We start from the raw sequence: 22,949 nt of genomic DNA, 5'->3' as shown, positions 1-22,949 counted from the left end.
AGGTCCTCACGGAAGTTCTTGTCCGGTCAGTCGATGACCGCGATGAGATGGCCGGCCTGGATCACGTCGCCCTCGGCGACGTTGACCTTGGTGACCGTGCCCGCGACCTCGGCGAGCACCGGGATCTCCATCTTCATCGACTCGAGCAGCACCAGGGTGTCCCCTTCGCCGATCTGATCGCCCTCATGAACCACGACCTCGAGCACGCTGGCCACGATCTCGGCGCGAACGTCTTCGGCCATCTTCACCCCACTCCACTCTCCGGTGCTTTTCCGCACTAATCGAACCACAACCCCGGGTGGACAGTGCTGTCGCCGGGGCATGAGACACTAGAGAGCAAGCTCTAAACGTCTGGAGGGATCATTATGGCCAAGCGTGGCCGCAAGAAGCGTGACCGCAAGCACTCGAAGGCCAACCACGGCAAGCGACCCAACGCCTGACCTGGTTGTCTTCTAGCCCCGGATGATCGTGGTGCGGCTGATCTGGATACGCAGCCGCTCACGCAAACTATCCGGGGCTTTTTCACCGCTGCACTTGGCGGCGATCAGCCGTTTCACCCGCTCCTCGATGCCGTAATGCCGCAGGCAGGTCGGGCATTCTTCGAGGTGCTGCTTGAGCTTGTCGCGCGTCTCCGGGGTGCACTCCCCGTCGAGCAGTGTCCAGACCTCGGCGATCACCGCCGCGCATTCGGGATGCTCGGGATCGATGGGGCCGATCGGCGGGGTCCACCGCTCGTCCTCGCGCTCCGTCTCGCTCATGACGTCACCTCCTCGGGTTCACCAAGCTGCGGGCCTCGGATGAACCCACGATCCCTGGCCACACCGGCCAGCAGATCGCGCAGCTGCCTGCGGCCGCGGTGCAGACGGGACATCACGGTCCCGATGGGCGTTTCCATGATCTCGGCGATCTCCTTGTACGGGAACCCTTCGACGTCGGCGTAGTACACCGCCATCCGGAACTCTTCTGGAAGAGCTTGCAACGCGGCCTTGATCTCGGTGTCGGGAAGCGCCTCGAGCGCCTCGACCTCGGCCGAGCGCAGACCCGTCGAGGAGTGCTCGGCGTTGGACGCCAGCTGCCAGTCGGTGATCTCGTCGGTGGGGTACTCCGAAGGCTGGCGCTGCTTCTTGCGGTAGCTGTTGATGTAGGTGTTGGTCAGGATCCGGTAGAGCCACGCCTTGAGGTTGGTGCCCTCGCGGAACGAACGGAAGCCCGCGTAGGCCTTCACCATCGTTTCCTGCAGCAGGTCCTCGGCATCTGCCGGGTTACGGGTCATCCGCAGTGCACCGCCGTACAACTGATCCAGCAGCGGGATGGCATCGCGTTCGAACCGAGCGGTGAGCTCGGCATCTGTCTCTTCGCGCTCTGGCGGCGTCTCGGGCTCGACCCGGTCGACGTCAGTCATCGTGGGAAACACCTTCCCTTCTATTACGGCACCACCAAGCTGCCCCCGATCCCATCCGGCGAGCGCCGAACGTTCCAGGCATACGGTTGGCACCAAAATCCCTCCTCGATCCTAGAGCCTGCTACCGACAAATGACTCCGACAGCGCGTGACTACCACGTCTGGCTCGAATAACAGCACGCAGGGGTCCCAATGTTCCCGTACGTCACTCGAACATGCACGCTGTGAGATCCCGGGCCGGCCCGAAAACGAACCCGGGCGCCCTGTCTAGGCTTTTCCGCGTGGCACGCGCAGCAACACCCGCGATCGCGGCACTGGTCGCCGCAGGCATCCAACACGACGTGGTGCGGTATCACCACGATCCCCGCAACGACTCCTTCGGCGAGGAGGCAGCCGCCCAACTGGCCGCCGACGGCTACGTCGCCGAGCAGGTGTTCAAGACCCTCGTGATCGCGCTGCCGAAAGGCCTGGCGGTCGCCGTGGTCCCGGTGCCCACCAAGTTGTCGCTCAAGGCCGCGGCCGCCGCACTCGGCGTGGCCAGGGCCGAGATGGCCGATCCCGCCGCCGCACAGCGCTCGACCGGTTACGTCGTCGGGGGAATCTCCCCGCTGGGACAGCGCAAGCCGCTGCCGACCGTGATCGACTCCTCGGCACTGCGATTCGACAAGGTGTTGTGCAGCGCGGGCAAGCGCGGACTGGACATCGTGCTGGCCCCGGCCGACCTGATCCGCGCGACCGATGCCGTCACCGCCGAAATCGCCGTGGGCGCCTAGCATTTCAGCCCTGGTCGATATCCGAGGGGTGCCGTGCCAACGGTGTGACGTGGATGTCCATGTACGGGAACAGCGGAAGCCCCGAGATCACCGAATGCAGCTCGTCGTTGGTCTCGACGTCGAAGATCGAGAAGTTCGCGTACTCCCCCACAATGCGCCAGATGTGCGGCCACTTGCCGGACCGCTGCAGCTGCTGCGAGTACGCCTTCTCCCGCGCGACCAGCTGCGCGAGGGTGTCCTGGTCCATGTCGTGGGGCAGCCGGACGTCCATCCGGACGTGAAAGAGCATGCTCGGCTCAGCTTTCCGGGTCCAGGACGAAGTCGTAGCGCACCATCTCGCTGCCGTCGGGCTGAGGCTGCGGATCGAGCATCAGCTCAGGCTTGACGGCCGTGGCGATGTCGTCGCCGTTGTGCGGATCGCCAGGGAAGTACAGCTGCGCGGTGAGCAGTTCGTGTCCGGGCGCCGACACCTTGACGTGCAAATGTGCGGGACGCCAGGCGTGCCAGCCGGCCGCGGCGATGAGCTTTCCGCACGAGCCGTCGGTGGGGATCTGGTACGGCGCGGGCCGCATCGTCGTGATGCGGAAGGCACCGTCGTCACCGGTGGAGATGGTGCCGCGCAGATTCCATTCCGGGATGCCCGGGGCGAACTGCGAATAGAAGCCCTCGGAATCGGCGTGCCACAGTTCGACCTTGCCCGCCAGCGGTCGCCCGTCGGTCGAGGTGATCGTGCCCTCCCACACCAGCGGGGTGCCGGCCTCGCCGGGCCGCACGGGCATGGTCGCGTCGGCGCCCAGTTCGGGCGAGTCGGGGACGTAGTACGGCCCCTCGATGCTGCCCTTGTTGCCGTGCCGGTGCGCCGTGGCGACCTCCTCCACGACGTGCTCGACCCAGACGTCGAGGAACAACGGCCATTCGCCGTCCTCGCCGACGTTGATCAGCCACGCCTTGAGCGCGTTGTACTCCTCGTAGGTCACCTTGTGCCTGCGGATGGTGGCGTGCACCGCGTCGAGAACCTCGCGGGCCAGCAGGTCGACACGTTCGGCGGGAACGTCACGTACCGCGTCGAACGGTGACTTGTCGAGGTGGAACCGCTCGGTGGCCGACGCCCCCGACGCCGCGGCCGTGGCCTTCCCGGCCTTTTCGGCCAACTCGATCTTCTCGATGTGCGGTGCTTCGAATGTGGTCATGTGTGGATCTCCTTGACGGGTAGGGGCTGTTGTTCAGTTGTCGGTGCGGTAGTGCGCGAGCTTGTCGGGGTCGATCTCGATGCCGAGTCCCGGTCCGGGTCTGCGGTGCAACTGCCCGTCGCTGATCTGCAGCGGGACGGTCAGCAGGTCGTCGCTCATGTCGAGGAAGTTGGACAGCTCACCGGCATGGCGCGAGGTGCGCTCGAAGGCCGTGCCGAAGGAAACCGTGCAGGCCGTGCCGATCTGCCCGTCGATCTGGTTGCCCATCACCATGTCCAGGCCGAGACCCTCGGCGAGGTGGTGCACGCGGGTGGAACCGGTGAACCCGGTGCGCGCGGTCTTGATACTGATCGCCGTGGCCGAGCCGCCGAGCACCTCACGCGTCACATCTGCCGGTGTCGGGACGGATTCGTCGGCGATGAACGGCATGTCGAGTTGACCGACCAGCCTGCGCCGGCTGAGCACATCGTCGGCCGGGCACAGCTCCTCGGCGAAAAGCAGGTCCAGATCGGCCATCTCGCGCATCGCACGCAGCGATTCGGCCGCCGACCATCCGCGGTTGCCGTCGACGTAGAGTTCGATCGCGTCGCCGAACCGCTCACGCAGCGCACGCACCACGGCGGTGTCGAGTTGTACCGGCCGCCGGCCCACCTTCACCTTGAAGGTGTTGATCCCGTAGGTCTCCCGGATGCGCTCGGCCTCGGCGACCATTTTCACCGGATCGTCGAATCCGAGCATGTGGCTCACGCGCATCCGATCGGTGTAACCGCCTAGCATCTCGCTGACCGACAGCCTCAGCGACTGTCCGAGCGCGTCCCACATGGCCATGTCGATGGCCGCCTTGGCGGTGGGATTGCCGACGGTGCGGGCCATCCGCGTGTGGGCGACCTCGCGCTCGGTGAGCGTCAGACCGATCAGGGCCGGCGCGAAGTACTTTTCGATCACCGCAACGATGCCGGGCTGGGTCTCACCGTAGGTGAAGGGCCGCGGCGGAGCCTCGGCCACGCCCACGATCCCGTCGTCGGTGTGCACGCGAACCAACACGTGTTCGGCGGCGTGCACCTCACCCGAGGCGAAGCGCAACGGCTTCGTATAGGGGATCGAAAACGGGATTGCGCCTATCGCAACAATTTTCACAGTCTCTCCTCAAGACTCGGGACGGACTCCCGGCTCAGCGCCGGGGCCAGGATGTCGACGACTGAGCCGACAAGGGGATTCGCGTGAGAATCGCGGTCGGCCGCACGTCGCCAGGCCAGTGCCAATTCGACGGTGCCGCCGTCGAGCAGGTCGCGGAACACCACGCCGTCGAGCGGCAGCGCACGCACCGATTCCGGAACCACCGCAACGCCCAGGTCGGCCGCGACCAGCGCGAGCAGCACCGCGGTTCCGGGCGCGGTGTGCGCCCGGTCGGGGACGAAACCCGCGCTGCGGCAACTACGCAGCACCGCATCGTTGACCGCGGAGTCACGGCTGGCGTACCCCACGAACGGTTCGGCGCGCAGGTCGGCCATCGACACGACAGGTTCGGCTGCCAGGCGGTGGTCTGCCGAGACCGCCAGCACGAGCGATTCGGCGTCGATGACGGTGAGTTCGACGCCGTCGCCGACGGCGGGAGGCCGCAACACCCCGAGGTCGAGCGCGCCGGACCGCAGGCTGTCGCACTGGACCGGGGTGAGCATGTCGGCATGGATTTCCAGTGCCACGTCGGGTAATTCGCGTTTGACGATGCGCGCGATCCGCGGCAGGTGGGAGAACGCCGCGGTTCCGGTCAGGCCCAGCCGCAACAGTCCGCCGCGGCCGCGCGCGATCCGTCGCACGCCGCGTTCGGCGTCGTCGACGCCGGCGAGGATGCGCGCGGCCTCGGCCCGCAGGAACTCCCCCGCCGGGGTCAGGGACACCTGACGCGTGGTGCGGTAGAACAACGTGACGTCGAGTTCGGTCTCGAGCTGACGGATCGCGTAGGACAGCGCGGGCTGGGCGACATGCAGCTGCTCGGCGGCCTGGCCGAAATGGCAGGTATCCGCCACGGCGGCGAAATAGCGAAGGTGCCTGAGCTCCACGGCGGACCTCTCTGACGAACGGGCACGGCCTGTGATGGCCGACACAACCGACGGTAGACCCGCGATCCATAGGCAACAAGGACTTGTTTTCGGTCTATTGATCGCGGTTGTTTATCAATAGATGCCCAGGTCGGGACTGGGAAATGCCCTAGTGTGACGGCCGCCACCCGTTGGAAGAGTGCCTGTCAAGAGCCGAACCGGAGGCAAACATGACCACTCACCTGTCCCCCGACCACTTGGAGAACGTGCTGGCCGACGCGGTGATCGAGGACCCCGCGGCCGGCGTCTACCGCGCCAACCGCCGCATCTTCACCGACGACGAGATCTTCGAGTTGGAGATGAAGCACATCTTCGAGGGCAACTGGGTCTATCTCGCCCACGAGAGCCAGGTGCCCAACCCCGGCGACTACTTCACCACCTACATCGGCCGTCAGCCCGTGGTGATCACGCGAGACCGCGACGGCGACCTGCACTGCCTGATCAACGCGTGTGCACATCGCGGCGCGATGATCTGTCGGCGCAAGACCGACAACCGCACCACGCTCACCTGCCCGTTCCACGGCTGGACGTTCCGCAACGACGGCACCCTGCTCAAGGTCAAGGACCCCGACGGCGCCGGGTACCCGGACACGTTCAACTCCAACGGATCTCACAACATGACCAAGGTCGCGCGGTTCGAGGGGTACCGCGGGTTCCTGTTCGGCAGCCTCAATCCCGACGTGCTGCCTCTCACCGAGCATCTCGGTGACACGACGACGGTGATCGACATGCTGGTCGACCAGTCACCGGACGGTCTCGAGGTCCTGCGGGGTGCGTCCACCTACACCTACGACGGCAACTGGAAGGTGCAGGCCGAGAACGGTGCCGACGGTTACCACGTGACCGCGACCCACTGGAACTACGCCGCCACCACCAGCCGTCGCACGTGCGGCGAGTCCAAGAACGACACCAAGGCGCTCGACGCCGGCAGTTGGGGCAAGTCCGGCGGCGGTTACTGGTCGTTCCCCCACGGGCATCTGTGCCTGTGGACCTGGGCCGCCAACCCGCAGGACCGTCCCCTGTGGGACCGGCTCGACGAGCTCAAGGCCCGATTCGGCGAAGCCAAGGGCGAATTCATGGTCAAGGGCTCACGCAACCTGTGCCTGTACCCGAACGTCTACGTGATGGACCAGTTCTCGACGCAGATCCGGCATTTCCGGCCGATCGCGCCCGACAAGACCGAGGTCACGATCTACTGCATCGCCCCCAAGGGCGAGAGCGCCGCGGCCCGCGCCCACCGGATCCGCCAATACGAGGACTTCTTCAACGCCTCGGGCATGGCCACCCCCGACGACCTCGAGGAGTTCCGGTCCTGCCAGCTCACGTTCCGCGCGCAGGCCGCACCGTGGAACGACATGAGCCGCGGTGCGCAGCACTGGCTTTCCGGACCCGATCCGGTCGCGGAGTCGCTGGGGATGCACGGCATCGTCTCGTCGGGCCTGCGCAACGAGGACGAAGGCCTCTACCCGGTGCAGCACGGCTACTGGCTGAGGACCCTGCGCCGCGCCGTCACCTCGAACCCCACGGAGCACTGACATGACCACCACCGAAAAGCCAGCCAAGCTCATCACCCAGAACGTCATCGAGCAGTTCCTCTACCGGGAGGCCCGGTATCTCGACGACCGCGAGTTCGAGAAATGGTTGGAGTGTTACGCCGACGACGTCGTCTACTGGATGCCCTCGTGGGCCGACGACGACCGACTGGTCGAGGATCCGCAGCGCGACATCTCGCTGATCTACTACGCCAACAAAGGCGGACTGGAAGACCGCGTGTTCCGGATCCGCACCGAACGGTCCTCGGCGACATCGCTGCCCGAGCCACGCACGAGCCACAACATCAGCAACGTCGAGGTCATCGAGCGGCGCGGCGACCTGGTGGATGTCCGGTTCAACTGGCACACCATGTATTTCCGGTACAAGACGGTCGACCCGTACTACGGGACCTCCTTCTACACCATCGACTTCTCCGGTGAACAGCCGCTGATCCGGCGCAAGACGGTCGTGCTGAAGAACGACTACATCCACCACGTGGTGGACATCTACCACTTCTAGGGACCCGCCATGACCGTGATGATCGACAGAAATTCCGCGCAGCACCCGAACACCCCGGAGGGCGACGAAACCTTCTCGGTGGCCTTGTCCTTCGAGGACGGGGTCACCAGGTTCATCACCTGCCGCGCCGACCAGACCGTGGCCGACGCGTCGTACCGGCAGCGCATCAACATCCCGCTGGACTGCCGCGACGGCGCGTGCGGCACGTGCAAGGCGCTGTGCGAGTCGGGCCGCTACGACGCAGGCACCTACATCGACGACGCGCTCGCACCCGACGAGGCCGAACGCGGATATGTCCTGCCGTGCAGCATGAAACCACGCTCGGACCTGGTGCTGCAGATCGCAGGCACGTCCGACATCGCCAAGACCCAGGCCACCAGATACACAGGCACCATCGTCGAACTGACCCGCCTGTCCGCCACGACGGTCCGGTTCACCGTCGAGATCCCCGACCGTGCCGACCTGGCGTTCCTGCCCGGCCAGTACGTCAACATCACGGTGCCGGGCACCGACATCACGCGGTCGTACTCGTTTTCCAACCCCCCGGACGAGGCGTTGCTGACCTTCCTGGTGAAACTCGTTCCCGGCGGGGCCATGTCGGAGTACCTGTCGCGACGCGCGGTGGTGGGCGACGCGGTCAGCTTCACCGGGCCGCACGGATCGTTCTTCCTGCGCGAGGCCGAGCGCCCCATCCTGCTGCTGGCCGGCGGCACCGGCCTGGCGCCGGTGCTGTCGATGCTGGGCAAGCTGCGTTCTGACGGCAGCACCCGCACGGCCCATCTGATCTACGGCGTGAGCTCCGACGCCGATCTGGTCGAACTGGACCGCATCGACGAATTCGCCTCCCAGTTGCCCGCGTTCACGTGGAGTCACTGCGTATCCGACCCGTCGAGCACCTCGGCCAACAAGGTACGCATACCCGAACTGATCAGCTCCGAGCATCTTTACGGCGGTGACGTGGCCGTCTACCTGTGCGGACCACCGCCCATGGTCGAGGCAGTCCGCACCCACCTGACCAATTCCGGTGTCACGCCGACCGGTTTCTACTTCGAGAAGTTCGGGCTCACCCGTGCCGGTGCGCCCGATGCGCCCGCCGACCGATCCCCCGCCGAGGAATCGGCCGCGGGGCCGGTCGAGAACCTGCTCACCGCTCCCGACGCGGACGCGATCTGCGGCCAACAGATACCGTCGAGCATCGACATGGCCCCGGCCGAACAGACCGCGAGCCGGCCGGGGCATGACCACGCCGACAGCGCGCGCCGGATCGCCGGTCAGTTGATCGCACCCGCCGCGCCGGGGACCGCGACCCAGCTCGACGACGACGGCGGTGCGCTGCGGGCGAGCGGGGCGCGATCGCTTGCGGGGCAGGAGGTTTTCGCCGCCCGGGCAGTCGCAGCCCCCGCCTCTGTGGTCGAGGTACCCGACGATGTGCCCGAGCCGGTGCATGTGCAGCCACCGCAACCCGTGGCGCCGGACGGATACCAGATCGGCGAGGAGCATCCCGAACTGCACGAGTCCGATGCCCTTTTCGAGGCGCGCCAGGCGCTCGAACTCGGTGCGCTGGAACTCACGATCGGACGGTTGAGCACCGCACAGCTGGCCGGTTATCGCCTGCTCGCCGAGTCGACACTGCCGTACGTGGACGGTGACCGCTTCGTCGACGCGGCCCGGTACACCGAGACCAACGCGGCATTCCACGACTACCTGTTCACCCTGACCGGCAATGAGCACCTGCTGCAGGCGTATCAGGCACTCGACGTCAAAGGACGCATGAGCGAGGTGCTTCGCCACGCCACTTGGTGTCACCCGCTGTGCGCGCAGGACCACGTCCGCATCGTCGAGGCGTTCGAGGCCCACGACCGCGCCGCGGCCAAGACCCTGATCACGGCGCACGCCGAATGCGCCAAGCAGACCATGCGCCGCGCACTCGCCGACCAGGAGCAGGCCGAGCGCGAAAAGGTCCGGGCCGCACGCACACCCAGGTTCATCTCACCGGGCCGGTTCCGCGGCAAGGTGGTGGTGGTGACCGGCGCCGCCCAGGGCATCGGCGAGCACACCGCGCGCCGCATCAACGCCGAGGACGGCCGTGTGGTCATGGTCGACCGTGCCGAACTGGTCCATGACCTCGCCGACGAACTGTCGCAGACCGGCCCGGCGACCCTGGCCGTCACCGCCGACCTGGAGCACCCCGACGGCGCAGAAACAGTTGTCCGGCAGGCGATTCGCAAGTTCGGGCACATCGACGTGCTCATCAACAACGTCGGCGGGGCGATCAACTTCAAACCGTTCACGCAGTTCACCGCCGACGAGATCCAGGCCGAGATCACCCGCTCACTGATGACCACGCTCTACGCGTGCCGCGCGGCCCTACCGGCGATGGTCGAGCAGGGACACGGCGTGATCGTCAACGTGTCCTCGGCCGCCACCCGCGGCATCCACCGGATCCCGTACTCGGCGGCCAAAGGCGGTATCAACGCGATCACCGCGTCACTGGCGATGGAGTACGCCGACGCCGGGATCCGGGTCGTGGCGACCGCGCCGGGCGGTACCGACGCGCCGCCGCGGCGGATCAGTCGCGGCACCCCGGCGCCGGCCGACGACACCGAGCGGGCCTGGTTCCAGGCGCACATCGACCAGACGCTCGCCTCGTCGCTCATGCACCGGTACGGAACCCTCGACGAGCAGGCCGCCGCGATCTGCTTTCTGGCCTCCGACGAGGCGTCCTACATCACCGGCAGCGTCCTGCCGGTGGCCGGTGGCGACCTGGGTTGACAGGCTGGGTGATAGACCCCGGCTGACCTGGGCTGTTACCCCTGGGGACATCTGCCCGCACGCCTGGCGTTTCCCTTTGGGAAATCTGTCAGTGTCCTAATACGTGATTTACACGTCCGCCGAACACGCGTTGCATGGTTGCGACGCGCAGAAAGGCGGTTCACATGACGATCAGCGTGGCCGAGCGGGCGGAGTTGGCCGCCGCGGTCCGGGAGCTGCTGCAGAACGAGTGCACCGAGCAGGACGTACGGCAGACGATCAGCAGCGACGAGGGATACGACCCCCAGTTGTGGCGCAAGCTCGCCGCACAGGGTGTGACCGGGCTGCTGATCGATCCCGAGTACGGCGGCGTCGGGCTCGGCGCTCTTGAGCTCGAGGCCGTCGCCGAGGAGACCGGTGCGGCACTGCTACCGGCACCGTTCATCGGCAGCGCAGTGTTGGCCACCGCGCTCATCGAAGCGGCAGGCACCGCCGAGGACAAGCAGCGTCTGCTGCCGGGCCTCGCCGAGGGCACCTCGATCGCGACGGTCGCCGTGACCGGGGCACGCGGCACCTGGGCACAAGAGGGCGTCGCCGTGAAGGCGACCGAGCGCGCCGACGGCCACACGCTGAACGGTAACGCTCACTACGTGCTGAGCGGCCAGATCGCCGACGTCCTCCTGGTGGTCGCCCGCACCGGCAAAGATGATGTGGGCGGCGTCGGGATCTTCGAGGTCACACCCGACGCAACAGGCCTGACCCGCGCTGCGGCAACCGTTTTCGACCCGTCCGTGCGGTTGTCGACGTTCACCTTCACCGACACCCCGGCGCGCCGCATCGGCACCGCGGGCTGGGACGCCGTGAGCCACGCACTGGACCTCGCGGTGATCGCGCTGGCCGGTGAGCAGGTCGGCGGAACACGGCGCATCTTCGACATCACCATCGACTACCTCAAGACCCGCATCCAGTTCGGCCGCGCCATCGGCAGCTTCCAGGCGCTCAAGCACATGGCGGCCGATCTGCTGGTGCAGGTGGAGTCGTCGACGTCGGCCGCGCAGCACGCGGCCGCCGAGAAGGCCGCGGGCAGCGACGACGCCGCGGGAGCGATCGCGCTGGCCGGCTTCTTCTGCGCCGAGGCGTACAACACGACGGCCATGCAGGCCGTCCAGATGCACGGCGGCATCGGCTTCACCTGGGAGCATCCCGCGCACCTGTTCGTGCGCCGGGCCCGCACCGGCCTGCAACTGTTCGGCAGCTCGGCTCAGCACCGCGAGCGTTACCTCACCGCGAAAGGCGCCTGACATGACCAACGAACTGCCCACCCCCGAGGAACTGGCTGCCGAGGTGCGGGAGTGGCTCGCCCAGAACTGGAAAGGCCTGCCCAAGCAGACCGATCCCTGGGTCAGCACCCCGGAGCGCATCGCGTGGCTGGAGAAGGTCGTCGACGCCGGCTATGCCGTGCCGTCCTACCCGAAGCAGTGGTGGGGCCGCGAGTATCCGCACAAGCTCGCCTCGGTCATCGAGAAGGAATTCCGGGCCGTCCGCGCCCCGGGCTCACGCCTGGACAAGTACAGCATCCCGGCCAACACGATCCTGATGTTCGGCAACGACACCATCAAACAGCACCTGCTGTACGAGTTCCTCACCGAGCGTTCGCGCACGTGCCTGCTCTACAGCGAGCCGGGCGCGGGCTCCGACCTCGCGGCCGTGCGCACCACGGCCGTGCGTGATGGCGACGAGTGGATGGTCAACGGGCAGAAGGTGTGGACCTCGGGTGCCGCGACCAGCGAGTACGCGCTGCTGATCGCCCGTACCGACTGGGACGTCCCCAAGCACAAGGGCCTGAGCTTTTTCGTCATCCCGATGAAGCAGCTCGGTATCGAGGTGCGCCCGCTGGTGCAGATCACCGGTGAGTCACACTTCAACGAGGTGTTCATCACCGATGCGCGGGTGTCCGACGAGTACCTCGTTGGCGGCGAGGGCAACGGGTGGCGTGTGCTGCAGACCGCGCTGGCCTACGAGCGCTCGATCATGGGTGACAGCGGACGCGGATCGCGCAACAAGTCCAAGGCCGACAGCCTTGTCGAACTGGCACGCGAACACGGGCGTCTGGACGATCCGGCGATCCGGAAGGAACTCGCGAACGTGCTCGCGCTGCGCGAACTCAACCGCCTCAACAACGCGCGCGCGAAAGCCTCTGCCGGACAGGGCACATCGACGTCCATCATGTCGCTGGGCAAGCTCGCGATGTCGCACATCCTGCATTCGGAGGCGCGGCTCAAGACCGAGATCATCGGTGCCGAGGCGCTTTTGGCCGGTCCGGAGAACCCGGAGGCCGACGACATCAACTTCCTCACGCTCAACGCGTTCTTCACCTCGATCGGCGGCGGCACGGATCAGGTGCAGCGCAACATCATCGGCGAGCGCGTCCTGGGCCTGCCGAAGGAACCCGAGGTGGACCGGGACATCCCGTTCCGCGAGGCACGCCGGAGCTGACCGACATGACGAGCACCGACACCTACGATCCGCCCCTTTCCGGGGTCAAGGTCCTCGATCTGTCGTCCGGCCCGATCACCGCGGTCGGGCGTCTGCTCGCCGATCTCGGTGCGCAGGTCACGCCGGTCAACCTGGCCGGGGTGACCGAGGCCGGGGCGACAGTGGGGCCGCGCATCGGCGCGGTTCCGGTGGGCACCGCCATCAACCGGTTCGGCCTGAGCACCGTCGACCTCGACACCTCGACAGCCGATGGCGCGCGGCGCTGGCGTGAGTTGCTGGCCGACGCCGACATCCTCATCGAGAACACCCGGCCCGGTTCGGATGCCGAGAAGGCGTTGTCGGCCAGAGAGATCCACGCCGATCACCCCTCGCTGGTGATCCTGTCGGTCAGCGACTTCGGCCGCGACACCGCGTACCGCACGTGGCAGGCCACCACACCGGTGCTGCACGCGCTGACCAGCGAGCTGTCGCGTTCGGGTATCCCGGGGCGCGAACCGCTGGTGCCGCCTGCGCCGCAGCTGCCGTACCAGGTGGCCGCCGCGCAGGCCGCGGTGATGACCGTGAGCGTGTACCTCGACCGGTTACGCACCGGCACAGGCGATCTCATCGACTTCTCGGTGCTCGACGGGGCGATGCAGACGCTGGACCCACCGTTCGGCACACCGGGCACGGCGTCGGCCGGTGTGCCGCTGGCCGAACAGCGCAGGAACTGGCTCGCCGAACGGCAGCGCTACCCAATCGTCCGCTGCAAGGACGGCTATGTGCGGATCTGCGTGCTGGCGAAACGCCAGTGGCAGGGCATGTTCACGTGGATGGGTGAGCCCGAGGAATTCGCCGACCCCAAGTTCAACAGCCTGATGGAGCGCTTCATGTCGCCGACGCTGCTCCCGGCGATCGAGCGGTTCTGTGCGGACAAGACGCGCGCGGAGTTGGAGGCCGAGGGACAACGCCACGGTGTGCCGACCGCGGCCGTGCTCACGCTGACCGAGGCCCTGGACACCGAACAGGTCAAGGAGCGTGGGTTTTTCCGCGAGGTCGAACTCGCCAACGGATTCACCGCGCCGGTGCCGGTGGGTGTCTCCGAGGTGGACGGCCACCGCGCCAGCGCGCTCACCGCACCGCGGGGCACGTCCGCCCCTCCCGAGGGCGCACCGGTTCTCGGCGGCCGGGCACGCCGAGACGTCGGCCTTCCACTGGAAGGGCTCCGGGTGCTCGACCTCGGGGTGATCGTGGTCGGCGCGGACACCGGGCGTTTGTTCGCCGATCTCGGTGCCGACGTCATCAAGATCGAGAATTCGGCGTTTCCCGACGGGCTGCGCGGCAGGCTCAACATGATGTCGCAGACGTACGCGTCCGGGCATCGCAACAAACGCTCGATCGGTATCGACCTGCGTTCTGACGAGGGCCGCGCACTCGCGCACCGCCTCGCCGAAGATGCCGACGTGGTGCTCACGAATTTCAAACCTGGTGTGGCACAGGCGCTCGGCATGGATTTCGGGAGCCTGAAGAAGGTGAATCCCGGCATCGTGGTGGTCGACAGCTCGGCGTTCGGGCCCACTGGCCCGTGGGCCAGGCGATTGGGCTACGGGCCGCTCGTGCGGGCCGCGGCCGGGTTCACCGACCTGTGGGTGTACCCCGACGCGCCTGGCGAGTTCTGTGACACGGTGACGGTCTACCCCGACCACGTCGCGGCGCGCATCGGCGCGCTCACCGCGCTGACGCTGCTGTTGCGCCGCGAGCGCACCGGAACCGGCGGCGCGGTCAGCGTCGCGCAGTCCGAGGTGATGCTGAGCCACCTGGCGGGCGAGATCGCCGCGGAGGTGCTGCAGCGGCAGGGGCATGCGCGCTCGGACGAACCGGTGCACGACGCGCCGTGGGGCCTGTTCCCCGCCGAGGGCGAGGACAAGTGGGTGGCGGTCACGGTGCGCGACACCACCGACTGGCAGGCGCTGTGCGGCGTGATCGGCCGGGCCGACCTCGCGGCCGACGACGCCCTGAACACGCCCGCCGGCCGGGACGCCGACCGCGCACGCATCGACGAGGCGGTGCGGGCGTGGACGTCCGCGCGCACCGCGACCGCGGCGATGGAGCTTCTGCAAAAAGCCGGGGTGCCTGCCGGTGCGGTGCTGCACGCAGGCGAGGTGCCGAACTTCGGCTATTACGCGGAGCGTCGTGCTTTCCGCGAGGAGCTGCACCCGCACGCCGCCGAGCCGTTCATGATGGAGAACGTCCAGATCCACTCCGACCGGGTCGCCGATCCGCCGCTGGGTCAGGCACCGCTGCTGGGTGAGCAGACCCGCGAAATCGCGGCGGAACTGCTCGGCCTGTCCGACGCCGAGATCGACGAGCTCATCGAGCGCGGGGTGCTGGAGATGCCGCAGGAGGTGACGGCCGCCCAACGGTGAGGTGCTCCGGCGTCTCCGGGGACGTCTCGTACGATTCGGGGATCACATCCACCTCGAATCGCCGGAACTGACCGCATGGAGATCGACTTCACCCGACTCAGGTATTTCGTCGCGGTCGCCGAAGAGCTGCACTTCAAACGTGCGGCCGACCGGCTGATGATCACGCCTCCGCCGCTGTCCAAGCAGATCAAGCTGCTGGAGAAGGAACTCGGCGGTCAGCTGTTCGAGCGCAACTACCACGAGGTGCGCCTGACCCCGCTCGGCGAGAAGCTGCTGGGGCCCGCACGCGACATCCTGGCCCGCGTCGAGGACCTGAAGGCGACCGCGTCGCGCATCACCCAGGGGGTGGCGCCGGTACGGGTCGGCGCCACGGCGTACGCACCGTCGGATTTCCTGGCGCGGCTGGAGAAGGCGGTCGCGGGCCTGGCGGCGCCGACGCAGTTCAGCGTCCCCGGGTCGGCCGCCGAGGTCACCGCCAAGCTGGTGTCGGGACACCTCGACATCGGGCTGATCCATCTGCCGTCGGCGGACAAGCGGCTGCGCCACCGGGTGGTGGCCCGGTATCAGGGCGCGATCGCGGTGCGGTTCGACGATCCGCTGGCCGCCAAGGACGTCGTCGCGATCGAGGAACTGCGCGACCGCGAGGTCGTGATCGATTTCGCGCGGCCCAACCCGGTGGTGCTCGCGGGCCTCACGCGCGGTCTCAACGCCAAGGGCGTCACGAAGATCGTGCGCGCCATCAACCAGCTCGGCGGCGAGCTGGAGATGGCGACCCAGGTGTTCAACCGGCACCTGGTCGCAATGGTCACCTACGCACCGGAATCGATGATCGGCCGGATCTTCTCGCCTCCGGAGTTCAAGCTGATCCCCATCGACGAGGCGACCTGGGCGCCTGCGCAGATCGCGCTGGCGTGGGCGCCGGACCGGTTGTCGGACCGGCGTTCCGAGCGCGTCCTGCGCCCGGCGGAGATCGAGGCGCTGGTCGATGAGCTCGAACGCGCCGTGGCGCGTCCGGCCGGCGGCGCATAATTGGCGCGTGCTGTGCGGACGAGATCGTGAACTCAGCGAACTCGGTGAGCACGTCGCCGCGGCCGAACACACCGCCCGTCTGGTGGTGCTGACCGGCGAACCCGGTATCGGCAAGACCGCCCTGCTGCGCGACCTGACGCAGCGGCACGGTGCGTGGTGGGCACTCGGCGCTTCGTGGGAGACCGACCTGCCCGGCGGTGTGCTGGCGCAGCTGATGCAGGACGACGTGCCCGACGACCCGCTCGACGGCGCTGCGCATCTGGTCGACCACGTGCGCGCGGCGGGTGTGCGCCTGCTGCTCGTCGACGACGCGCATCACGCCGATGTCGAGTCTCTGCAGGCACTTTCGACACTCGTGCGGCATCAGCGCGACCTGCCGGTGCTGGTGGTGCTCGCGACGCAGTCGGTGGATGCGCTGCCGATCCCGCTCGCGGCCGACGACGTGGTCGAGTTGACCGGTCTCCCGGTGGCCGCCGTGGTGGAGTTGGCGCGCCTGCGGGGCATCACCATCCACCCGACCCTGGCCGACCGCCTGACCCGTCACGCCGGCGGCAATCCGCGCGACGTGCTGGCGTTGTTCGACGAGGTGCCCGCCTCGGCGTGGGCACGGCTCGACTCGTCGCTGCCCGCACCGCGCCACGTCGTCGAACGTGTCGCGACACAACTCGACTCCTGCGGGCCTGCGGGCCGTGCACTGGTGCAGGCGCTCGCGGTGCTCGGCGCCACCGGCGGTGGCGATGCCACGGACGCCACCGACACCGTCACGCTTGCCGAGGCCGCGGACCTGGCCGGGCTGAGCGGACCGAGCGAACCACTCGCGGCGCTCGACGAAGCCGTGGACGCCGGACTGGTCACGCATGTGGTGCATTTCGAGCCCCGGCTGACCGACGGGCTGACCGGGCCTGCTGTGCTGACTCTGCTGGGGGCCCGCGCGACTGCCGAGGCGCACCGGCGCGCGGCCGAGGTGATCACCGATCCGCGGCGCCGGCTTCGCCATCGTGTCGCGGCCGCGGCGGCGCCCGACGAGGCGCTGGCCGGTGAGGTCGACGCCCTCGCGCGGGCCAGCGGTGCCGACGGCGCGTGGGCACTGGCCGCGACGTTGTTCCACGATGCGAGCAGGCTGACGTCGGATCCGCTGCTGCGCGACGAACGGCTCACCCGTTCGGTCGACGCGCTCGTGGCCGCCGGTGACTGCGGCGCCGCCGCGCAGCTGATCCCGGTTGTCGAGAGTCTGCGTGAGACACCTTTGCGCAACGCGGTTCTCGCGTACCTGGCGATCCTGCGCGGCCGGGCCACCGAGGCCGAGGTGCGGCTGCGCCGGGCCTGGGACATCGTCAACGCCGAACGCGATCCCGAAACCGCGGCGCTGATCGCGCAACGCTACGTGCTGCACTCACTGGTGCGTGGCCGCGGCACCGAACTGGTCCGCTGGGCCGATACCGCACTGCGCCTCGCCGACCGCGAATCCCCCACCGCGGTCGAGTCGGCCGCGGTGCGCGGGCTCGGCCTGGCCGCCGCGGGCCGCGCGGAGCAGGCGACCGCCGCGTACGACGAACTGGCAGAACGGATCACCCACGGTGCGCAGGCCCAACGCGTGACCCTGGGGCGCGGCTGGCTGCAACTGATCCGCGATGACGTCGACGGCGCACGCAGCAACCTCGAAAGTGCCATCGCCACGGCCAATCTGGGCGGATCGAGCCGGATCACGCTGTGGGCCATGGCGTGGCTCGCACGCGCGCACTTCGTCAGTGGCGACTGGGACGCCGCGTTGGCCACCGTCGTGTCGGGACGCGATCTCGCCGCCTCCAGCGGGATCACCATCACCACACCGTTGCTGGAATGGATTGCGGCGCAGATCAGTGCGCTGCGCGGTGACTGGGAAACCGCGCACGCGGCGGTGCAGGCGGCCGACCGGGTCACCCAGGACTACGAGATGATGCGGATCCCGACGATCCTCGCCCGCGCGCAGGTCGCCGAGGCCGAGGCGGACTACCCGAAGGTGCGCCGCGTGCTGGAACCACTTGCGGCCCTGGCCGCCAGGGCGCCGGGCACCGTGCTCACCGAACCGGGTTACTGGCCGTGGCCCGACGTGCTGGCCAACGCGCTGGTGATCGACGGCGCTCTGGACGAGGCCGACGAATTCCTGCGTCCCCACGAGGAGGTGGCGCGTGAACGCGGTCACCGCTCGGCGATGGCCCGGCTGGGCTACGCGCGCGGGCGACTGCTCGGCGCACGGGGCGAACTGTCCGCAGCGCGTGCCCGGTTCGAGGAGTCGCTGGCGCTGCTCGACGGTCTGCCGCTGCGCTATGACCGGGCCCGGGTCAATTTCGCCTACGGACAGACGCTGCGACGCGCCGGTAAACGGCGCGACGCCGACGCCGTGATCGCCACGGCCCGTGATCTGTACCTGTCGCTCGGGGCCCACACGTACGTCGCACGCTGTGACCGCGAACTCAAGGCCGGCGGTTTGCACCAGCTGCGGGGATCACGCGACAGCGTCGAGTTGACCCCGCAGGAGGACGCCGTCACCGCCCTCGTCGCGCAGGGATTGTCCAACCGCGAGGTTGCCGCCGAGCTGTACGTATCCCCCAAGACGGTCCAGTACCACCTGACGCGGGTGTACGCGAAGCTCGGTGTCCGTTCGCGCGCCGAGTTGGCTGCGCTGCGGCGATGACCCGCCGATCGGTATGGTGAACTCCGTGATGGGGAGGATCATGGGGATCGGTGCGGGGCTCTTCGGTGGCCTGGTCACCGCTTCGGCGGTGCTCACCGGTGCGCTCACCGCGCCTGCGTCGAGCCCACAGATCGCGCTCGTCGACAACACCGAGGCGCTGACGTCCAGTGACGGTTCGCTGGCCGACGGTCAGGCGTTCTCGCCGTTCGACCTGCAGCAACCGGCGATCGCCAAGCTCGATCCGCGGCTGCTGGCGGCCGTGCAGAACGCCGCGAACGCCGCCGCTGCCGAAGGCATCACCATGACGGTCACCTCGGGCTGGCGCTCGCCCACGTTCCAGCAGACCCTGCTCGACAACGCGGTTCAGACCTACGGCAGCCTGGCCGCCGCACGCGAGTACGTGCAGACCCCCACGGCGTCGCGTCACGTCACCGGTGAGGCCGTCGACATCGGCGGCACGGGCGCCGATCAGTGGCTGATCACCAACGGACCGCGCTTCGGCCTGTGCCAGATCTACGCCAACGAATCCTGGCACTTCGAACTGGTCGCCGATCCGCTCGGCAACTGCCCGCCGCTGCTGCCCGACGCCGCAGGCTGATCCGTCAGACCAGGCTGCCCACGCGACCGTCGACCAGCGTCGCATCCGTGTTGGCGGCCACGTGGTCGAACTCCACGCCCGGCGCGAGTTCGACCACCCGGAAGCCGTCTCCGGTGACGTCGAAGACCCCGAGATCGGTGATCACCCGGCTCACGACGGCTTTCCCGGTCAGCGGCAACGTGCATGACGAGACCAGCTTGGCCGCACCGGATTTCGCGACGTGATCCATCAGCACGATCACGCGGCGGGCGCCGCTGACCAGATCCATCGCGCCGCCCATGCCCTTGACCATCGAGCCCGGCACCATCCAGTTGGCCAGGTCACCGTTGGCCGCGACCTGCATGCCGCCCAGCACCGCGACGTCGACGTGGCCGCCGCGGATCATCGCGAAACTCGTCGCCGAGTCGAAGTACGAGGCGCCGGCCACCACCGACACCGTCTGCTTGCCCGCGTTGACCAGATCAGGGTCCACCTCGTCGTCGTACGGGAACGGACCGACACCGAGGATGCCGTTCTCCGAGTGCAGCGTGACCTGCGAGCCCGCGGGCAGGTGGTCCGGGATCAGCGTGGGCAGGCCGATGCCGAGGTTGACGTAGTCGCCGTCGTGCAGTTCGGTGGCGGCACGGGCCGCCATGTCGTCACGGTTCCAGCTCATCGGGTCATCTCCTCGGGCTCCTCGGTGACCGGCCGCGGCCGGGTGGTGCGTTTCTCGATGTCCTTGTGCGCGGCCTGTTCCGGGGTGAGCGCGACGACGCGCTGCACGAAGATGCCGGGCAGGTGGATCTCATCGGGGTGCAGTTCACCGACCTCGACGACCTTCTCGGCCTCGGCCACCGTGATCCGGCCCGCCATGGCCGCGGGCGGGTTGAAATTGCGTGCGGCGGCGTGGAACTTGCAGTTGCCTGCCCTGTCGACGACCGCGGCACGCACGAGCGCGAAGTCGGTGACGATCGACTCCTCGAGCACCATGTCCTTGCCGTTGAAGGTGCGGACCTCCTTGGCCGGTGACGCCAGCGCCACGGTGCCGTCCGGGTGGTAGCGCCACGGGAGCCCGCCTTCGGCGACCAGTGTCCCCACCCCGGTCGGGGTGAAGAACGCACCGATTCCGCTGCCGCCTGCGCGCATCCGCTCGGCCAGTGTGCCTTGCGGCGTCAACTCGACGGTGAGTTCACCGGCCAGGTACTGCCTGGCGAACTCCTTGTTCTCCCCCACGTACGACGCGATGACGCGGCTGATGCGGCCCGCTTCGAGCAGCAGGCCCAGACCCGCGCCGTCGACCCCGCAGTTGTTGGAGACGATCGTCAGGTCGTCGGCACCCTGCTCAAGCAGCGCCTCGATGAGAAACCATGGGATGCCTGCCAATCCGAATCCGCCGACGGCGATGGCGGCACCGCGGGGAACGTCGGCGACGGCTTCGGCGGCCGAGCCGACGACCTTGTCGATGGTCATGACTGCTCCGTTCCGAGATGTTCGAGAAGGGTTGGGGTGATGGCGTCGGCCTGTTCGACGTTGGCCAGGTGCGCGCCCGGTGTGACCTGCACCAGCCGGGCTCCGCGTACTGCGGCGGTGATCTCGGCCAGTCGGTCGGGAGGTGTTGCGGGATCGTCGGTTCCGGCGATGGCCAGTGTCGGCGCGGTGATCCGGGCGAGGTCGGCGCGCAGGTCGAGCGCCGCGATGGCCTCGCAACACCCCGCGTACCCTTCGGCCGGTGTCGCGGCGATCATCTGCTGGTAGGCGGCCTTCCGGCCGGGATCCGCGGCCAGGAACCCGGGTGTGAACCAGCGCCCCACAACGGATTCGGCGACGGCGGCGCTGCCGTGTGTGCGCACCGCCGCGGCCCGTTCGGTCCATGCCGAACTCGGCGGCAGGTGTGTCGCGGTGCACAGCAGCGCGATCCGGTCGACCCGCTGAGGATTGCGCGCGGACAGCCGCATGGCGGTCATGCCGCCCAGCGACAGACCGACCACGTGGGCGCGCTCGATTCCGAGGGTGTCCAGAAGTGCGACGACGTCGTCGGCGAGATCGTCGATGGTGTAAGGACCTTCGGGGACCGGGGACTGCCCGTGCCCGCGGGTGTCGTAGCGCACGACGCGGAACCGCTCCTCGAACGCCGCGAGTTGTGGGTCCCACATGCGGTGCGTCGAACCGAGCGAGTTGGAGAACACCACCGCGGGGCCGTCGGATCGGCCGGTGACGACGTGGTGCACCGCAACGCTGCTCATCGGACGGCCTCGAACACCGCCGCGAGGCCCTGGCCGCCGCCGATGCACATGGTCTCCAGCACGTAGCGGGCGTCGCGCCGCAGCGCCTCGTGGGCCGCGGTCGCCAGGATCCGCGCACCGGTGGCACCGATCGGGTGGCCCAGCGAGATGCCGGATCCGTTGGGGTTGAGCCGTTCGTCGAGCGGGTCGACCTTCCATTCGGCGAGCACAGCGAGCACCTGGGCGGCGAATGCCTCGTTGAGTTCGATGAGATCCACCTCGTCGAGGGTGATTCCAGCGCGCTGCAACGCCGCGTCACTGGCCGCGACGGGTCCGATGCCCATCTTCTCGGGCGCACACCCGGTGACCGCCCACGACTTGAGCGCCAACATGGGTGTGAGCCCGCGCTTTTCGGCTTCTTCGCGGGTGGTCACGACGCACATGGCCGCACCGTCGTTCTGCCCGGAGGCGTTGCCTGCGGTGACGGTGGCCTCGGCGTCGACCTTGCCTCGGATCGGCCGCAGCGCGCTCAAAGTCTCGACGTCGATGTCGGCGCGGGGATGCTCGTCGCGGTCGACGACGGTGCCGGGTCTGCCCCGCTTGCCGGGGACCGTGACCGGGACGAGTTCGTCGGCGAAGCGGCCCGCGTCGTGCGCGGCGACCGCACGCTGATGCGACCGCACGGCGAGTTCGTCCTGTTCGGCGCGGCTGATGCCGTACTCGCGGCGCAGGTTCTCGGCGGTCTCGATCATGCCTCCGGCGATGGGATGGCTTGTGCCACTTGCGGTTTCACGTGCCCGGTCGAGCCGGTCGTGCAGCGCCACACCGCCCTGGCGGACACCGGTGCGCAGGCCGAGGGCGTAGTGCTCGACGTTCGACATCGACTCGGCGCCGCCGGCCACGACCACACCGGCCGCTCCCGTGGCGACCTGCCCGGCGGCGTACAGCACGGCCTGCAGACCCGATCCGCAGCGGCGGTCGAGCTGCAGGCCGGGCACAGCGGTGCCGAGACCGGCGTCGAGCGCGGCGATGCGCCCGATGGCCGGTGCCTCGCCGCTCGGGTAGCCGTGGCCGAGGACGACGTCGTCGATGTCCCCTTCACCGAGGCCGGTCCGCGTCGCGAGTTCGCGCAGCGTCGACGTCGCGAGGTCGGCGGCGGTCAGTGCGGCGAGCACACCGCCCATCCGCCCGACCGGGGTACGGAGCGGATTGCAGATGACCACCTGGGATGCGGACGAATCAGAAGCCATGCTTCGACGGTAGAGAGCTGCGAAGATATT

Annotated in this window: 22 protein-coding genes; 11 read left to right on the top strand and 11 right to left on the bottom strand. The window is 68.4% G+C overall.

Annotated features, from left to right (window positions below; all coding sequences use genetic code 11):
- Positions 1-26: 26 nt before the first annotated feature.
- Positions 27-242, bottom strand: coding sequence for a biotin/lipoyl-binding carrier protein (locus AT701_RS09785; protein ID WP_014877243.1), 216 nt, complete (start codon positions 240-242; stop codon positions 27-29).
- 123 nt (positions 243-365) lie between these two features.
- On the opposite strand from AT701_RS09785, the gene AT701_RS36120 reads away from it, so the two are divergent.
- A complete protein-coding gene (locus tag AT701_RS36120) occupies positions 366-440 on the top strand; it encodes a 50S ribosomal protein bL37 (protein ID WP_011728008.1) in 75 nt (24 codons plus the stop codon).
- A 12-nt stretch (positions 441-452) separates the two neighbouring features.
- Here the strand turns inward: AT701_RS36120 and rsrA are convergent, their stop codons facing one another.
- Together rsrA and sigH are read right to left on the bottom strand one after the other, a co-directional pair.
- Complete coding sequence (rsrA, locus tag AT701_RS09775) at positions 453-758, bottom strand: mycothiol system anti-sigma-R factor (RefSeq protein WP_011728007.1); 306 nt, start codon at positions 756-758, stop codon at positions 453-455.
- Complete coding sequence (gene sigH, locus AT701_RS09770; RefSeq protein ID WP_003893296.1) at positions 755-1,402, bottom strand: sigma-70 family RNA polymerase sigma factor SigH; 648 nt, start codon at positions 1,400-1,402, stop codon at positions 755-757. The genes rsrA and sigH overlap by 4 nt, the downstream gene beginning before the upstream one ends.
- Before the next feature lie 280 nt (positions 1,403-1,682).
- On the opposite strand from sigH, the gene ybaK reads away from it, so the two are divergent.
- The gene (ybaK, locus tag AT701_RS09765; RefSeq protein WP_058125736.1) at positions 1,683-2,174 is read left to right on the top strand and encodes a Cys-tRNA(Pro) deacylase; all 492 of its coding nucleotides are present in this window, start codon (positions 1,683-1,685) and stop codon (positions 2,172-2,174) included.
- A gap of 4 nt (positions 2,175-2,178) precedes the next feature.
- Here the strand turns inward: ybaK and catC are convergent, their stop codons facing one another.
- Genes catC through AT701_RS09745 form a run of 4 tightly spaced genes read right to left on the bottom strand, consistent with a single transcriptional unit; the run spans position 2,179 to position 5,424 of the window.
- A complete protein-coding gene (gene catC, locus AT701_RS09760; RefSeq protein ID WP_058125735.1) occupies positions 2,179-2,463 on the bottom strand; it encodes a muconolactone Delta-isomerase in 285 nt (94 codons plus the stop codon).
- Positions 2,464-2,470: 7 nt separating this feature from the next.
- On the bottom strand, positions 2,471-3,364 hold the full coding sequence (catA, locus tag AT701_RS09755; RefSeq protein WP_058125734.1) for a catechol 1,2-dioxygenase: 894 nt from the start codon (positions 3,362-3,364) through the stop codon (positions 2,471-2,473).
- A gap of 33 nt (positions 3,365-3,397) precedes the next feature.
- Positions 3,398-4,501, bottom strand: coding sequence for a mandelate racemase/muconate lactonizing enzyme family protein (locus AT701_RS09750; protein WP_058125733.1), 1,104 nt, complete (start codon positions 4,499-4,501; stop codon positions 3,398-3,400).
- On the bottom strand, positions 4,498-5,424 hold the full coding sequence (locus AT701_RS09745) for a LysR family transcriptional regulator (RefSeq protein ID WP_058125732.1): 927 nt from the start codon (positions 5,422-5,424) through the stop codon (positions 4,498-4,500). Before AT701_RS09745 ends, AT701_RS09750 begins: the two co-directional genes overlap by 4 nt.
- A 209-nt stretch (positions 5,425-5,633) precedes the next feature.
- Between AT701_RS09745 and benA the strand changes: the two genes are divergently transcribed.
- The 9 genes from benA (at position 5,634) to AT701_RS09700 (ending at position 19,468) form a co-directional block, all read left to right on the top strand.
- Positions 5,634-6,998, top strand: a complete 1,365-nt coding sequence (gene benA / locus AT701_RS09740; protein ID WP_003893290.1) for a benzoate 1,2-dioxygenase large subunit — start codon at positions 5,634-5,636, stop codon at positions 6,996-6,998.
- 1 nt (position 6,999) lies between these two features.
- Positions 7,000-7,515 carry a benzoate 1,2-dioxygenase small subunit gene (benB, locus tag AT701_RS09735; protein WP_003893289.1) on the top strand — a complete coding sequence of 172 codons (516 nt, stop codon included), beginning with the start codon at positions 7,000-7,002 and terminating at the stop codon, positions 7,513-7,515.
- 9 nt (positions 7,516-7,524) lie between these two features.
- Positions 7,525-10,287 carry a benzoate 1,2-dioxygenase electron transfer component BenC gene (gene benC / locus AT701_RS09730; protein WP_058125731.1) on the top strand — a complete coding sequence of 921 codons (2,763 nt, stop codon included), beginning with the start codon at positions 7,525-7,527 and terminating at the stop codon, positions 10,285-10,287.
- Positions 10,288-10,451: 164 nt separating this feature from the next.
- The gene (locus AT701_RS09725) at positions 10,452-11,567 is read left to right on the top strand and encodes an acyl-CoA dehydrogenase family protein (protein ID WP_058125730.1); all 1,116 of its coding nucleotides are present in this window, start codon (positions 10,452-10,454) and stop codon (positions 11,565-11,567) included.
- Between the two features lies 1 nt (position 11,568).
- Complete coding sequence (locus AT701_RS09720; RefSeq protein ID WP_058125729.1) at positions 11,569-12,762, top strand: acyl-CoA dehydrogenase family protein; 1,194 nt, start codon at positions 11,569-11,571, stop codon at positions 12,760-12,762.
- Between the two features lie 5 nt (positions 12,763-12,767).
- Positions 12,768-15,167 carry a CaiB/BaiF CoA-transferase family protein gene (locus AT701_RS09715; RefSeq protein ID WP_011727995.1) on the top strand — a complete coding sequence of 800 codons (2,400 nt, stop codon included), beginning with the start codon at positions 12,768-12,770 and terminating at the stop codon, positions 15,165-15,167.
- Between the two features lie 75 nt (positions 15,168-15,242).
- Positions 15,243-16,196: a LysR family transcriptional regulator gene (locus AT701_RS09710; RefSeq protein WP_003893284.1), complete on the top strand. Its 954-nt coding sequence runs from the start codon at positions 15,243-15,245 to the stop codon at positions 16,194-16,196.
- Complete coding sequence (locus tag AT701_RS09705; RefSeq protein WP_223495478.1) at positions 16,153-18,870, top strand: helix-turn-helix transcriptional regulator; 2,718 nt, start codon at positions 16,153-16,155, stop codon at positions 18,868-18,870. Before AT701_RS09710 ends, AT701_RS09705 begins: the two co-directional genes overlap by 44 nt.
- 40 nt (positions 18,871-18,910) lie before the next feature.
- Positions 18,911-19,468 (top strand): M15 family metallopeptidase, encoded by a 558-nt coding sequence (locus AT701_RS09700; RefSeq protein ID WP_058127589.1) that lies wholly within the window; start codon positions 18,911-18,913, stop codon positions 19,466-19,468.
- Positions 19,469-19,472: 4 nt separating this feature from the next.
- Here the strand turns inward: AT701_RS09700 and AT701_RS09695 are convergent, their stop codons facing one another.
- The 4 genes from AT701_RS09695 to AT701_RS09680 are packed head-to-tail and all read right to left on the bottom strand — an operon-like array spanning position 19,473 to position 22,919.
- Positions 19,473-20,123, bottom strand: a complete 651-nt coding sequence (locus AT701_RS09695; RefSeq protein WP_011727992.1) for a CoA transferase subunit B — start codon at positions 20,121-20,123, stop codon at positions 19,473-19,475.
- Positions 20,120-20,917: a CoA transferase subunit A gene (locus AT701_RS09690; protein WP_011727991.1), complete on the bottom strand. Its 798-nt coding sequence runs from the start codon at positions 20,915-20,917 to the stop codon at positions 20,120-20,122. The genes AT701_RS09695 and AT701_RS09690 overlap by 4 nt, the downstream gene beginning before the upstream one ends.
- Positions 20,914-21,690, bottom strand: coding sequence for a 3-oxoadipate enol-lactonase (pcaD, locus tag AT701_RS09685; RefSeq protein WP_011727990.1), 777 nt, complete (start codon positions 21,688-21,690; stop codon positions 20,914-20,916). The genes AT701_RS09690 and pcaD overlap by 4 nt, the downstream gene beginning before the upstream one ends.
- Positions 21,687-22,919: an acetyl-CoA C-acetyltransferase gene (locus tag AT701_RS09680; protein ID WP_058125728.1), complete on the bottom strand. Its 1,233-nt coding sequence runs from the start codon at positions 22,917-22,919 to the stop codon at positions 21,687-21,689. The genes pcaD and AT701_RS09680 overlap by 4 nt, the downstream gene beginning before the upstream one ends.
- Positions 22,920-22,949 lie beyond the last annotated feature (30 nt).

Source organism: Mycolicibacterium smegmatis, assembly GCF_001457595.1.
GTDB lineage: Bacteria > Actinomycetota > Actinomycetes > Mycobacteriales > Mycobacteriaceae > Mycobacterium > Mycobacterium smegmatis.
The sequence above is the reverse complement of the archived record's forward strand: the minus strand, read 5'-3'. Positions and strand labels throughout refer to the sequence as shown.